Raw genomic sequence first — 13,420 nt, 5'->3', positions numbered from 1 at the left:
GCCAAACAACCTATAAACCGAATATCTGTTGGTCTTCATGCACCTTCACCATGGCCCGCAAAACAAAGAAGTCTGTCGGCGTGGTTATCTTGATGTTCTCCATCGGACCAATGATTGTGCCCAGCGTCATGCCCTGACTATTCATCATGGTGCACGAGTCTATGTAGTCATGGCGGCCTTCCTTGATGGCCTTTCTGTGGGCTGTAAGAATGTCATTCAGCTTGAATGACTGCGGTGCACGGGCTATCAGAGAGGCCGATCTCGGCGGAATTTCGAGGCTTCCATCAGCTTGTTTGACAACGAAACTCTCTGTTGCAGGAACGCAGGTGATGCACGATCCGCACGCTTCCACCTTATTTATATTGTCGGTTATCGTTGTTTCAGTGATCAAAGGTCGTACACCATCGTGTATCAACACCGTGGCATTGTCGCCCTTTGCATAGGCTTCTGCGGCGCAAAGTCCGTTGTAAATGGAGTCTTGTCCGGTCGTTCCGCCGGGCACAATGCTTACCACTTTGTTGATTTCAAACTTCTTTAGCTGCTTTTCCAGATAGGGAATCCACCCTTCGATGCAGGCAACAACGATGGCATCTATCAAGGGATGGTTGTCGAAAAGCTCCAAAGTATAGATGATAATGGGCTTTCCATTGAGATCGAGAAACTGTTTTGGCTTCGATTTCGTATGCATCCGAAGTCCCGATCCACCGGCAAATATAACGGCAATGTTCATTTTTTGAGGTTCAATATGCGTTTGATAGCTTTCAAATCGAGGCGTTTGTCAAGGTCGAAAAATACCTTTTGGTGATGCGAGGCCCGCTGTTCCACGGGCGGAAGCGTCATGTAATCGCCGAAGAAATGGCGGAGATAGGCGTCGTAGTCGTGGGGCAGGTTCACCATGAGGCCCTCGAAGGCAAACATCTGCGGCGTTTCGAGCCATGCTTTCGGGTAGATTTCCTGCCGTTGATAGGCCCCGCTGTAGGTGACAACCCTTGAAGACATGGCGTAATCATGGCCGTATGCGATGCTGTCCATCTGTTTCAAGAGCCACCGTCTGAGCCACGAACGACAGCAAAAAGCCACGGTCTTCACGGCAAAACGACCCCATTCGCGCCGCTTCGCCAGCAGACCAACGTACTCACCGAAGCTGTTGTGCGTGGAAACGGCCTCCAGTTTGTTCATCAACCGCTTGAAACGGCGTTTCTCCCGATAGCATGTTTCCACGTCGTCGCAGGCACCGTCCAAGGGAAAGATGTCGATATAGAGTCCGAAGACGCAGGGTATTCGCTCGTTTTCGAGCAGCGTTGTGCGTGCATTACACATCTTGGCGAAGTACATCGGATAGTCTTTCGTCGCGTAAGGTGACAGTACTTCGTAGCCTTCGGGCATCGAATGGGCCGCCAAAGCAAGGAAGCGGTCGTAGTCGGGACGCGGCATGAACACGTCGATATCGTCGTCCCAAGGAATCATTCCCTGATGGCGCACGGCCCCAATGGCCGTTCCTCCCGCGCAGAAATAGCGTAGTCCCTGCGCTTCGCAGATGCGGATAAAGACCGAAAGCACGTCAATGATAACGGCGTTCCACCGTGGTTGGAGTTCTTTTGTCACCTCTTGCATAGCTGCAAACTTACATATTTTTTTTCATTTGCAGCCGCTTTCGTCGCTAAAATATCCGTTTTCTCGGCACAGTTGAATATGAATGGAGAATATTTGTTGCTTTATTTGGGTTCATTCTTACCTTTTCCATGGCAATTAGTACGTGGCTTTTCTCCCCGGATTTTGTTGTTATACAGGGTAATGGTTATGGGCGTGGGGAGCGTATGGAGGACTTGTTTCCCTTTCTATGGCTTAAAAAGAACAACAGAACCAGCCGTATTGATGCGTAATTTGCACTCCGCTATAAACCGGTAGGGGTAGTTTCGGAAGGCATAAATCATAAAAAAAGTGCCCGAATGTGGTCGGACACTTTTTCCATGTTATTAATAATGCGTTGTTCGAAACAGGAACTTCGCTCTTATTTCAACTTCTTGTAACCGTATTGTGCGGTGCAGCAGAGTTCCTCTTCGATGCGAATGAGCTGGTTGTACTTGGCCATTCGGTCGGTACGGCTCATCGAACCTGTCTTGATTTGACCTGAGTTTGTTGCCACAGCAATATCAGCTATCGTCGTATCTTCGGTCTCTCCGGAACGGTGAGAGGTCACGGTTGTGTAACCATGACGGTGAGCCATTTCGATAGCCTCAAGGGTTTCGGTGAGCGAACCAATCTGATTGACCTTGATAAGAATAGAATTTGCCGCACCCATCTTGATGCCCTTTTCGAGGAACTTCACGTTGGTCACGAACAAGTCGTCGCCTACCAACTGACAACGGTCGCCGATTTTTGTGGTCAGCTTCACCCAGTTCTCCCAGTCGTTCTCATCGAGTCCGTCCTCAATAGAGTCGATAGGATATTTCGTGATGAGCTGCTCAAGGTAAGCAATCTGCTCATCTGCCGTGAGTTTCTTGCCGTTTGGGTCCTTCGGCATGCCGTTCTTCAGCTGGCGATAGTCGTAGAACCACTTGCCATTCTCCTGTACAGCAAACTCCGAAGCGGCGCAGTCCATGGCGATTTTTACATCTTTTCCGGGTTCATAACCGGCGTCTTTGATGGCCTGAATGATAGAGTCGAGCGCGTCTTCGATGCCATCGAACTTAGGAGCAAAGCCTCCTTCGTCTCCCACAGCCGTTGAAAGTCCGCGCTTTTTCAGGTTCTTTGCCAATGCATGAAACACCTCTGCACCCATGCGAACTGCCTCTTTTTCGCTCGGAGCTCCTACTGGACGGATCATAAACTCCTGGAAAGCAATCGGCGCATCGCTATGTGCTCCGCCGTTAATAATGTTCATCATAGGAACCGGAAGCACGTAAGTATTGGCGCCACCGATGTAACGATACAATGGAATATTAAGGGCTTTGGCAGCCGTTTGTGCAACAGCAAGGCTCACACCAAGAATGGCATTGGCTCCTAATTTGCTCTTTGTTGGGGTGCCATCCAAGCCAAGCATCTTGTAATCGAGGGCGCGTTGGTTAAGCACATTTTCCCCTTTCAGTGCTGGAGCTATCACGTTATTGACGTTCTCTACGGCCTTTAATACGCCCTTACCACAGTAACGTTGCTTGTCACCATCGCGGAGTTCGAGGGCCTCGTTCTCGCCGGTTGATGCCCCAGACGGCACACTTGCACGGCCCATCACGCCGTTATCGAGCGTCACTTCTACTTCAACTGTCGGGTTACCTCTTGAATCGAGGATTTCTCTTGCATGAATTTTTTCAATCTTCATAATCTCTTTTATTAAGTTGATACTATATATTTTCAGGCAAAGATAGCCATTTTTTTTATTATATGCAATACCTATATATAATGTTTTGCATTTTTTCGGCTACGTGTTTCGGCTGTTTTGCAGACAGAAGCACCCGAAGCGGGTCACTTCTCCTGCAACTTTTGCTCTTTATTGATGCGATGTCGCTCGCAAAGCAAGTCGTAGAGACGTTGCTTACGCTTGCTTTCAAGCAACCGATGCACGAAGATATGAGGCAAAGCCACGCCCAAAGCAATGCACAAGATGACGAGCGAAGCCTTGATAAGATTGTTCATGGCCACCGTCACTTGACCGATAACGCCCGTCATTTCGATGAAGGCAAAGAGCGCACGATACATCAATACGCCCGGAACCATGGGGATAACGCTCGGTATGGAGATGCATTGATGGGGCGTATGGAACCAATGTTGGGCGCGAGTAATAATGAGACTGACGAGCATGGAGCCTGTCAACGAACCGATAATCACGCCTTGGTCGAGGCCAATGTTACCGTTGCTGGCTCCTAAGTTCACGAAATTCCGACAGCAAACGGCAATGATTCCGCCCACCGCAATGACTGGAAGCAGACGGCGAGGTGTGTTGTATATCATCGAGAAACCCATGGCCGAGATGGCTGCGGCAATGGCATATTCAAAATAATTGTGGTGAGGTGTGATCGGAAGGTCGGTCACGAAGTTGTCTATTCCGCATATTTTAATGGCGCAGGCGATGCCGAATGACATCGCTCCCACCATGATTAGCGTGTTCAAAGCCCGCGTGATGCCAGTCTGAATGTGGCCGTCGAGCATGTCGCTCACAAAGTTGATCAGCGGCACTCCGGGCACAATGAAGAGCGCACAGGCCAGCAACGGGTGCCAAGGAGTGGCCGAATGGAGAAACGCAGGCACTGCATGAGCCACCGGACCCACTGAGAGAAACGTGAAAAGCCAGGCCAACATCGTTGCCACAAAGGCTGAGATTCCGATGCCGGCATAGGCATTCGTGCCCTTCTTCGCAAGGAACATCTTGAGCCGAAAGCCCAATATTGCGGCGATAGATGCATAGAAAAACGATGTCCAGTCACAACCGAATTGAACGCAAAAGCCGCCACATGCGAAGCCACTTCCAATGGATACTTCCCACGGCGTGTACCGGTTTTTCTTCTTACCCAGCTGATGCAGCCTCTCCGCATAGGCGTCCAAAGAGAGGTTTTCCTTGATACAACTCCATGAAAGTCGGCTCATTTCGGAGATAACGGCCATGTCGATGATGTGTCGTTTACAGTGTTGGAACTTCGTAAACGAGTGGGTGTCGTCGTGATAATTCACCATCAAGATGTCGTAGTTGACGTAGAGATGAAGGTTTTCGTTGCGAAGTCCGAGGAAAGCGATGGTTCTTTTGAGGGTCCGCATGATGCGTGTCGTGTCGGCAGAGCACTCCATCAGCAGACAACCTGTCTGTAAAAGGAGGCCCAATTTGCGGTTCACAACCTCCTCATGTTCTTTCAATACGATGCTATCTTTCATTGTCTTTGTCTGAATTGCGGTGCAAAGTTAATGCTTTTTTCCGAATATGGTCGGCCCTATCTCGATTATTCGCACGCCGAAACAGCCCGTTTCAAGTTTTTTTATTACTTTTGCATGACGACAAAAACAAAGCAATGGACATCAAAAGAAGCTTCAGGATAGGGCTCATGCTAGCCCTCGCAGCCGCGATGATGGGCGGTTGCGGCAGCAAGAACAAAGGAAACGGACAGGCAGGAACGGACTCCGAGGCAGGCAATATCCCTGTAGACACGGCACTCCGGCACCGACTTTCCGACTTTGCTGCACTGCCCCGACCGGCCGGGGCCTTTGGTTTTCATGTCTATGACCTCACGGCAGAGAAGCCCGTTTACGGCTGTAACGAAGACACGGTGCAGCCTTCAGCCTCGTGTTTGAAGCTCCTGAGCGGCATAGCGGGACTGCATTTGCTTGGCACAAAATATCTTTATACCACATCGCTTTACACAAAAGGCGTCACGAAAGACGGCACTTTCAAGGGTGACATCAGCTTCAAGGCCGGCTTGGATCCGCAGGTGAACGAGCCCGACCTCGACATGTTTGCCCGTGCCTTGCGCCGTAAAGGCATCCGAAAACTTGACGGTCGGCTCGTCATCGACCTTGTTTTGACAGCCCCGGTGCAGAGCGAAGTCCACTGGTATCCGTGGGATTTGGCGTTTTCCCGATATGGTTTGTTCTACAGGGGAGCCGAACGTGTTGAGAAAGCCCTCAAGCATACGCTCCGAACAGCGGGCATTTCTATTGACGATGAGCAGGTGGTTCGGGGCCGAACGCCACGCGGTTCGCATTGCATCTTCCGTTTCTACCGTTCCATCGACCGCGTCATCGACCGCATGTGGAAGAACAGTTCCAACACACAGGCCACGGCTTTGCTCTACACCATCGGCCATCATGTCAACCCGAACGGCGAACCTATCGCCACCGGACTGGCCTATCTGCGTGGCTTCATGCGCAATGAACTGGGCATAAGAGACACCTCTCACGTGATACATGACGCCTGCGGACTCTGCATTCACAACCAAGTTTCACCCCGAACGCTGACCACTGTTCTGCGATATGGCTATCACAACAAGGCCATTTACCGCATGTTGGACAACCATCTGGCCGTTTCCGGCATCGACGGTACGCTGCGTCGTGAGCTGGCAAGCCCCAAATTGCAAGGCAAAGTGCACGGAAAAACGGGCACACTCTCCCACCCTTACGGTATCAGTTCGCTTGCCGGTTACTGTCAAGACAGCAACGGTCATCTGCTTACCTTTGCCATTATGGACCACAAGATGTCGGTACTTGACGCGCGAGTGCTGCAAAGAAAGCTCTGCGAGATAATGGTTGAAAAGTAAGAAAGTAAAAAGATAAAAACGGAAAAAAGGCAATTTTTTCGTATCTTTGCATTGTTTTTAACACGCATAACGATGAAGATGATTTTCAGAATGGCGTCCGTGGCCTTGCTTTGTGCCGCATTCACGTCGTGTATCAAGGAAGAAGCACCGAACGCAGAGTGTGATATCGAACAGGCATTCGTGAGCATTGAGAAGCCGGGAGACGTTTTTTACAATGCCAACGACACGCTGGTCAACATTCCGTCTACCACGGTTGACATTGTTTTCCGCACCAAACGAAAGCCCAAACAGACTGTCTTTGCACCGAAGTTCAGGCTGACCGAGGGCGCAACCATCACGCCGGCAAATGGCTCGGCACATGATTTCGGTCGCGGACCTGTGGTATATACCGTCACTTCAGAGGACGGAAACAGCAGCCGTGTCTATCGTGTCAGCTTCCAAGGCAGCGCAAAGATGGTGGGCGACGTGGTGAAGTTCGACTTCGAAAACGTGGCCAAAGACAACCTGACCGGCCTTGTCGACTTCTATAAATGGCAGGAAAAAGGACCCAACGGCATGGAAGACGTGTGGGGAACGGGCAATGCCGGCTTCTCATTGTCGGCATGGGACCAACCGATTGACGCCGACCCGACGATTCCAATCAATGGGATGGAGGGCAAAGGTGTGCAGATGACCACCCGAAGTACGGGCGCATTGGGCAAGATGGTCAAGAAACCTATCGCCGCAGGTAACCTCTTTTACGGTGCCTTCGACCTGCAAAATGCACTTGCAGACGCCTTGAAAGCCACGCGATTTGGGCATCCCTTCAATCGCAAACCCATTCGTTTCACGGGCTATTATACGTATAATCCGGCCGAACATGTGACCGATCAGGAGCTCCATACGGTGGATATCAAGGATAGTGCCGCCGTTTACGCCGTGTTCTACCGCAACCACGACGCCAAAGGCAATGCCGTTGTGCTCGACGGCACCAACATCAAGACCTCACCGCTTATCATCGCAACGGCCGACATGGGCTATGTGAAGCCGCAGAAAGCGTGGACAGCGTTCGAAGTTTCATTCAAATACGTCAGCAATATCGACCTCGACGTGCTCGAACATAACGGCTATAGCTTGGCCATCGTGTTCTCTTCGAGTAAGCGCGGCGACCAATTCATCGGTGCCATCGGCTCAACCTTGTGCGTCGACAAAGTGAGAATCATTTGCAAAAAGGAGGAGAAATGACCATGAGAAAGTTCATCTTGGCCGGCATCATCGTCTTGACAGCCGGCACAGCACAGGCACAATGCTGTTCTAAAAACGACATTTCGTTCACGACACGGCTGGGTTATTCCGTCGGAGGAACGGCTCCCGTGGGGCTTCCTCGCAGCATTCGCCGGCTGAACAGCTACACCCTGATGCCTAATTTCCAGTTGGGTATCGACGTAGAAAGGCGGTTCTGCAGCGGCATAGGCATCATGTCGGGCCTCCGTTTCGAGAACAAAGGCATGCAGGAAGACGCTCGTGTGAAGAATTATCACATGGCCTTCAGTCAGGGAAGCCAATATCTTGAGGGCCAATACACGGGCGATGCCAAGACGAAAGTAAACGAATGGATGTTCACGGTGCCCGTGATGGCGACCCTGCATGTGGGCGATAAGGTGCGACTGAAGGCCGGTCCGTATCTCTCTTACGTTGTTTCAAAACAGTTTGAAGGCTGTGCTCACGGCGGTTATCTGCGCGTCGGGGGTCCCACGGGAGCTAAAATCAGCATCGGAGAAGGGCCGGGTCAGCGCGGAGATTACGATTTTAGTGACGACATGCGCCGCTTTCAAGTGGGCTTGACTCTTGGCTGTGACTGGCTGTTTGCAGACAGATTAGGCGGCTATCTCGACCTGAATTGGGGCCTGACCGGCATTCATCACAGCGGTTTCAAGACCATTGAGCAAACCCTCTACCCCATTTTTGCAACGGTAGGTGTGGTGTATGAGCTGTGAGGGGGGCCTACCTCAGTGTTTAAGAGCCTCCCCCTAACCCCTCCAAAGGAGGGGAGGGCCAACAGCGAGGGCTTCTTTAGGGCGGAGTAGAGCCTCCCCCGACCCCTCCAAAGGAGGGGAGGGCGAATAGCGTGGGGGATATTGGAAAGCATAGTAGCAAGAATGGCGTTGCAAGAACTATCGGTTAATTTCCCTTACTGTCATTAATCGTAAAATCATCGCATTGGAATGGTGTTGCAATATCAGCCACATTGCACGGTAATATGGGCCATATTACGCGGTGAAATGGGTGAGATTACCGTGCAAAATGGCTGATATTGCAACGCAAGGTGTAAGTCGTTGGTAATCAATACGCCTGATATGACGAATTGCACGAGTGCATGTAGGGACGCACGGCTCGTGCGTCCGCGCAAAACGCTGGGTGCATTCGCTTCAATAACCGTTCTACTTGCTTGCCATTCACCTTGCGCGTGCGCACGAGCCAATATATATTGACTTACATTTCCAACGGAGCGGACGCACGAGCCGTGCGTCCCTACATGCTTGTCATGGCTATATTGATGCGCAAAATGGTTGAGATGGCAAGTTGCGCGAGTGCATGTAGGGACGCACGGTCCGTGCGTCCGCTCAAAATGCTGCGTGCATTCGCTCCAACAACCACGCTATTTGCTTTCAAATCCCTTGCGCGGACGCACAAACCTATGTATATTGACTTACATTCTCAACGGAGCGGACGCACGAGCCGTGCGTCCCTACATGCCTCTTGCTTACAAACCATCTTCATAATAGGACTAATCCTAAAGGTCAAAGTTCAATGTTCAAAGGTCAAAGTCAAGGTCCCTACATGCCTATCATGGGCGTATTGCAATGTTCAAACATCAAAGTTCAAAGCTTAATGCTCATTCCTTCTCGTCCATAAACGTTTCTTTCAGGCTCTTCCAATCCTGAAATCCGGCGAAGAGCGCCAGTCGGTCAAGCATCTCCGTCGATGGTTTTTCGGCCCCGGTGAGGTATCTCCACAATCGTTTTAATGAAGATGGTGCAAGATTGACATGGTGACGGGAGAATAATCCGGATAACCTTTCATAGTCATTCCCTGTCCCTTGCCGCTCACCGACTTTCATTCTGACCTCTTTCAACAGTTCTTCCATTCTCCGCTTCATAACATACTTGGAAATAAAGTTCTTGTGCTGCAAAGGTAATCATTATTTTTTATTACCTTTGCAAAAAGTTCAATTAACTCCAAAATGAAAGAATTCGCTTTGAAATATGGTTGTAATCCCAACCAAAAGCCTTCCAGAATCTATATGGAAGACGGAGAACTCCCACTCGAAGTCATTAACGGCAGACCCGGTTACATCAATTTTCTCGACGCACTCAACAGCTGGCAGCTTGTGAAAGAGCTCAAAGCGGCTACCGGTATGCCAGCCGCAGCGAGCTTCAAGCATGTTTCTCCTGCGGGAGCCGCCATTGGATTGCCACTCAGCGACACGCTGAAAAGGATTTATTTTGTGGACGATGCGCTTCCTCTTTCGCCACTTGCCTGCGCTTATGCCCGTGCCCGCGGTGCAGACCGCATGTGTTCGTATGGCGATTTCGTTGCTTTGAGCGACGTATGTGACGCAGCTACGGCCACATTGATCAGGCGTGAGGTCAGCGATGGCGTGATAGCTCCGGGCTATACTGACGAAGCCATCGAGTTATTGAAAGACAAACGCAAGGGCACTTACAATGTTATTCGGATTGATCCTGACTATGTTCCTGCGCCTATAGAGCGAAAACAGGTGTTCGGTATCACCTTTGAACAGGGCCGAAATGAGATAAAACTCGACGTACCTTCACTGTTTGAGCATGTCCCAACCAAGAATAAAGCGTTCACTGATGAGGCCAAACGTGATTTGATTATCGCCCTTATTACGTTGAAATATACGCAAAGTAACTCCGTTTGCTACGTGAAAGAGGGACAGGCTATCGGTATTGGTGCCGGCCAACAAAGCCGTATTCACTGCACACGTCTGGCCGGAAACAAGGCCGATACGTGGTGGCTCAGGCAGTGTCCTAAGGTGATGAACCTGCCTTTCAAGCCCGGAATACGACGTGCCGACCGCGATAATACGATCGATGTCTACATCAGTGAGGAGCATGATGACGTGTTGCGCGACGGTGTATGGCAGCAGTTCTTCACCGAAAAGCCTACCGTGCTGACGCAAGAAGAGAAGAAAGCGTGGATAGCCCGCAACACAAACGTGGCCCTCGGCAGCGATGCTTTCTTCCCATTTGGCGACAATATCGAGCGTGCCCACAAGAGTGGGGTCCGCTATATTGCGCAGGCTGGCGGTTCAATTCGCGATGATAACGTCATCGACACCTGCGATAAGTACGGCATTACCATGGCTTTCACGGGCATTCGCCTGTTTCATCATTAACTCTATTTACCCTCTTTGGACATTGAACTTTATCATCTTGTTCTTTGAATTTTGAAGTTTGAAGTTTGAACTTTATGATTAGTTCATATATTCAATGCAAATCATAAAGTTCAAAGGTCAAAGTTCAAAGTTCAAACATCAATATTCAAAGTCAAAACTCAATGTTCAAACTTCAAAGAACAGACTCATGTTGGACGATTTTCAGAGCATATTAGAGCACGGCATCAGCTTCAAAGGAGCGTCGGGACTAAAGAAAGACGACGACAAAGTGAAGACCAAAGCCAAGAAAAAGAAGTATGTTACGGGCGCACATGGCTCAGGAAGTTCCCGTCAAAAGGCCAAATACCGTGAACAACGGGCCAACCGGAAGTCACAAAGAAAATAGACTTCCGACCTTCTGTCCCTTATTTCGCGGCCAACACCTCTACTTCAACGCGCGCACCTTTAGGCAAATCCTTCACGGCCACAGCCGAACGGGCAGGGAAGGGCTGCGAGAAGAAAGTGGCATAGACCTCGTTCATGGCGGCAAAGTCGGCCATATCGGCCAGATATACCGTGGTTTTGACGACGTGTGCAAGGTCGGTACCGGCTTCTTTCAGTATATTTCCGGCGTTTGTGAGGGCTTGTGTGGTCTGTTCTTTGATACCTCCTTCGACAAAGTTGCCCGTTTTGGGGTCGATAGGTATCTGTCCTGACGCGAAGACAAAACCATTTACTTCGATAGCCTGACTATACGGACCGATAGCGGCAGGCGCATTGTTTGTGTGGATAGCTTTCATACGTTTTATTTTAAGTTAGGATTATTCAATATGGTGATGCCTTTCGCGTCGAGAGCCTTTAGGATTTCGTTGATGTGTGCTTGGTTTTTGGTCTCCATTGTCACGCGCAACATGCAGGCATTCACCTTCTTTCGGTTGGCCGAACGGTCGTGATGAACGCCCGTGACATTGGCTCCAGCGCGCGCAATCACTGTGCATACTTCGACAAGCTTGCCCGGTTGGTCATCAAGTTCAAGGTCGAGCGTGCAGAAACGGCCGCTCTTGGCCAGTCCGCGGTTGATAACGCGGTTCAATATCGTTACGTCGATGTTGCCACCGCTGACGATGCACACGGTTTTCCTGCCTTTCACGGGCACTTTGTTGAACATTACGGCGGCCACACTCGCTGCACCTGCACCCTCGGCCACCATCTTTTCCGACTCAATGAGCTTCAGAATGGCCGCGCATATCTCGTCTTCACTGACGGTGACAAGCCCATCTACATATTCAGCGCAGGCCTCGAACGTCAGCTTTCCCGGCTCCTTCACGGCGATACCGTCAGCAATGGTCGACACACTCGGCAGACATTCAATCGCATGATCATGCAAACTGTTGACCATACTCGGTGCACCTTCGGCCTGAACACCGTAGACTTTCACGCGAGGATTGAGGCTTTTGATGGCAAAAGCGATGCCCGAAATCAGTCCACCGCCGCCCACTGGCACGACAACGGCATCAAGATCGGGCAGCTGCTCAAGGAGTTCGAGCCCGATGGTGCCTTGACCGGCGATGACATTCTCGTCATCGAATGGGTGAACGAAGGTATATCCCCGCTCATCGCGCAGCTGTAGGGCCGTCTGATAGGCGTCGTCATACACGCCGGGCACCAACATAACCTCGGCACCGAGCTTCCGTGTGGCCTCAACCTTACTGATGGGGGCACCCTCGGGCAGGCAAATCAGGCTCTTCACGCCCATGGCTGTGGCGCCCAAAGCCACACCTTGCGCGTGATTGCCTGCAGAACAGGCCACAACGCCCTTGGCTTTCTCCTCGTCGGAGAGCCGGGAAATCTTGAAATATGCCCCACGTAGCTTGAACGATCCTGTCTTTTGCAGGCATTCGGGCTTGAGATAGACGTCTACTTCGGGGTTGATGGTCTTGGCATGAACCAGTTCCGTCTTGCGCAACACAGTGCTCAAGACGTAACGCGCCTTATAAAAATCGTCTAATTGCAACATATCATAGTGCATGAACCAACATTCTCCTGCAAAGTTAACACTATAATTTGGAAAAGTATGAAAGGAAAAAGGAAAAAAAGTGAAAAGGAAAGCGGATAAAAGTAAAAAGGCAAGAAGGCTAAAAAGGCTGCCCTTTCCATGAAATCCATGGCGATGACTTGGGCGAACGCACGCGGGTTACGGAGCGGACGCACGAGCCGTGCGTCCCTACATGCCTCTTGTCTGCAAATCATCTTCATAATAGGACTATTCATAAAGGTCAAAGTTCAATGTTCAAAGGTCAAAGTTAAGGTCCCTACATGCGTTCGGGTAACCCGTCAAGTCAGCCACATTGATAATCAACGACTTATACCTTACGTTCCAATCATAGCCATTTTGCACGATAATCTCACCCATTTTACCGCGCAATATGGCTCATTTCACCTCATGAAAGTACATATAAAATCTGAAATTTGGAAAAATGAAGCGATAAAGTTATCAATCAAAGACTTAAAAGGACTTTTGAAAGCAGCGTAAAGCCAACCGTGTACGGTCTTTATGCCAAACAGTGACAGCGTTCCGTCTCCTATTCGTAACCCCTGCAAGGGGGATGATAGACAGGTGGAAAATCAAGGAAATTCGCTCTGAAATAGGCTGTTAGGCTGAAAATTTCCATCCGTCGGTTTCTTATTCCGCGTTCCCCTTGATTTGCTTAGTGGACAACTGCTCCACAGTAAATAATTTTGCAAACGAAAGGAACAAAAGCAATGAGAAGTACATTTTCAGTCATCTTCTATTTGAAGA

The 13,420-nt window shown here is 50.2% G+C and carries 13 protein-coding genes; 5 read left to right on the top strand and 8 right to left on the bottom strand.

The features are described from left to right. Positions 1-10: 10 nt before the first annotated feature. The 4 genes from H164_RS0109170 to H164_RS0109150 form a co-directional block, all read right to left on the bottom strand. Positions 11-730: an IspD/TarI family cytidylyltransferase gene (locus H164_RS0109170; RefSeq protein WP_019968338.1), complete on the bottom strand. Its 720-nt coding sequence runs from the start codon at positions 728-730 to the stop codon at positions 11-13. Continuing rightward, entirely contained in the window at positions 727-1,614 is an 888-nt protein-coding gene (locus H164_RS0109165) for a LicD family protein (protein ID WP_019968337.1), read from the bottom strand. Before H164_RS0109165 ends, H164_RS0109170 begins: the two co-directional genes overlap by 4 nt. Positions 1,615-2,011: 397 nt before the next feature. Next, the gene (gene eno / locus H164_RS0109155) at positions 2,012-3,319 is read right to left on the bottom strand and encodes a phosphopyruvate hydratase (protein WP_019968335.1); all 1,308 of its coding nucleotides are present in this window, start codon (positions 3,317-3,319) and stop codon (positions 2,012-2,014) included. Between the two features lie 143 nt (positions 3,320-3,462). Continuing rightward, the gene (locus tag H164_RS0109150) at positions 3,463-4,863 is read right to left on the bottom strand and encodes a threonine/serine exporter family protein (RefSeq protein WP_019968334.1); all 1,401 of its coding nucleotides are present in this window, start codon (positions 4,861-4,863) and stop codon (positions 3,463-3,465) included. A gap of 134 nt (positions 4,864-4,997) precedes the next feature. Between H164_RS0109150 and H164_RS0109145 the strand changes: the two genes are divergently transcribed. The 3 genes from H164_RS0109145 (at position 4,998) to H164_RS0109135 (ending at position 8,215) form a co-directional block, all read left to right on the top strand. Then, positions 4,998-6,239 (top strand): D-alanyl-D-alanine carboxypeptidase/D-alanyl-D-alanine-endopeptidase, encoded by a 1,242-nt coding sequence (locus H164_RS0109145; RefSeq protein ID WP_019968333.1) that lies wholly within the window; start codon positions 4,998-5,000, stop codon positions 6,237-6,239. A gap of 72 nt (positions 6,240-6,311) precedes the next feature. Beyond that, positions 6,312-7,463, top strand: coding sequence for a PCMD domain-containing protein (locus H164_RS0109140; protein ID WP_019968332.1), 1,152 nt, complete (start codon positions 6,312-6,314; stop codon positions 7,461-7,463). Beyond that, on the top strand, positions 7,460-8,215 hold the full coding sequence (locus H164_RS0109135; protein WP_019968331.1) for a porin family protein: 756 nt from the start codon (positions 7,460-7,462) through the stop codon (positions 8,213-8,215). Before H164_RS0109140 ends, H164_RS0109135 begins: the two co-directional genes overlap by 4 nt. A 535-nt stretch (positions 8,216-8,750) precedes the next feature. Here the strand turns inward: H164_RS0109135 and H164_RS15545 are convergent. Together H164_RS15545 and H164_RS0109130 are read right to left on the bottom strand one after the other, a co-directional pair. Further along, positions 8,751-8,891, bottom strand: coding sequence for a hypothetical protein (locus H164_RS15545; RefSeq protein WP_154652134.1), 141 nt, complete (start codon positions 8,889-8,891; stop codon positions 8,751-8,753). A 223-nt stretch (positions 8,892-9,114) separates the two neighbouring features. After that, a complete protein-coding gene (locus H164_RS0109130) occupies positions 9,115-9,378 on the bottom strand; it encodes a hypothetical protein (protein WP_019968330.1) in 264 nt (87 codons plus the stop codon). An 84-nt stretch (positions 9,379-9,462) separates the two neighbouring features. On the opposite strand from H164_RS0109130, the gene H164_RS0109125 reads away from it, so the two are divergent. Both H164_RS0109125 and H164_RS0109120 read left to right on the top strand, forming a co-directional pair. Continuing rightward, positions 9,463-10,641, top strand: coding sequence for a phosphoribosylaminoimidazolecarboxamide formyltransferase (locus tag H164_RS0109125; RefSeq protein WP_019968329.1), 1,179 nt, complete (start codon positions 9,463-9,465; stop codon positions 10,639-10,641). Positions 10,642-10,828: 187 nt separating this feature from the next. After that, a complete protein-coding gene (locus tag H164_RS0109120) occupies positions 10,829-11,026 on the top strand; it encodes a hypothetical protein (protein ID WP_202898926.1) in 198 nt (65 codons plus the stop codon). 19 nt (positions 11,027-11,045) lie between these two features. Here H164_RS0109120 and H164_RS0109115 read toward each other — a convergent pair whose 3' ends face one another. Next, positions 11,046-11,420 (bottom strand): RidA family protein, encoded by a 375-nt coding sequence (locus H164_RS0109115; protein WP_019968327.1) that lies wholly within the window; start codon positions 11,418-11,420, stop codon positions 11,046-11,048. Between the two features lie 5 nt (positions 11,421-11,425). Beyond that, positions 11,426-12,637 (bottom strand): threonine ammonia-lyase, encoded by a 1,212-nt coding sequence (gene ilvA / locus H164_RS0109110; RefSeq protein WP_025829870.1) that lies wholly within the window; start codon positions 12,635-12,637, stop codon positions 11,426-11,428. Positions 12,638-13,420: the final 783 nt, after the last annotated feature.

The organism is Segatella maculosa DSM 19339 = JCM 15638 (assembly GCF_000382385.1).
In the GTDB taxonomy this organism is placed as follows: Bacteria; Bacteroidota; Bacteroidia; order Bacteroidales; family Bacteroidaceae; genus Prevotella; species Prevotella maculosa.
Note: the sequence above shows the minus strand (reverse complement) of the source record. Positions and strands in the feature narration are given on the sequence as shown.

Coding starts and splice junctions, on each gene's coding strand:
- H164_RS0109170 (WP_019968338.1), bottom strand. CDS start 730: ATGAACATTGCCGTTATATTTGCCGGTGGATCGGGACTTCGGATGCAT.
- H164_RS0109165 (WP_019968337.1), bottom strand. CDS start 1,614: ATGCAAGAGGTGACAAAAGAACTCCAACCACGGTGGAACGCCGTTATC.
- H164_RS0109125 (WP_019968329.1), top strand. CDS start 9,463: ATGAAAGAATTCGCTTTGAAATATGGTTGTAATCCCAACCAAAAGCCT.
- H164_RS0109135 (WP_019968331.1), top strand. CDS start 7,460: ATGACCATGAGAAAGTTCATCTTGGCCGGCATCATCGTCTTGACAGCC.
- H164_RS0109150 (WP_019968334.1), bottom strand. CDS start 4,863: ATGAAAGATAGCATCGTATTGAAAGAACATGAGGAGGTTGTGAACCGC.
- ilvA (WP_025829870.1), bottom strand. CDS start 12,637: ATGTTGCAATTAGACGATTTTTATAAGGCGCGTTACGTCTTGAGCACT.
- H164_RS0109145 (WP_019968333.1), top strand. CDS start 4,998: ATGGACATCAAAAGAAGCTTCAGGATAGGGCTCATGCTAGCCCTCGCA.
- eno (WP_019968335.1), bottom strand. CDS start 3,319: ATGAAGATTGAAAAAATTCATGCAAGAGAAATCCTCGATTCAAGAGGT.
- H164_RS0109130 (WP_019968330.1), bottom strand. CDS start 9,378: ATGAAGCGGAGAATGGAAGAACTGTTGAAAGAGGTCAGAATGAAAGTC.
- H164_RS0109115 (WP_019968327.1), bottom strand. CDS start 11,420: ATGAAAGCTATCCACACAAACAATGCGCCTGCCGCTATCGGTCCGTAT.
- H164_RS0109120 (WP_202898926.1), top strand. CDS start 10,829: ATGTTGGACGATTTTCAGAGCATATTAGAGCACGGCATCAGCTTCAAA.
- H164_RS0109140 (WP_019968332.1), top strand. CDS start 6,312: ATGAAGATGATTTTCAGAATGGCGTCCGTGGCCTTGCTTTGTGCCGCA.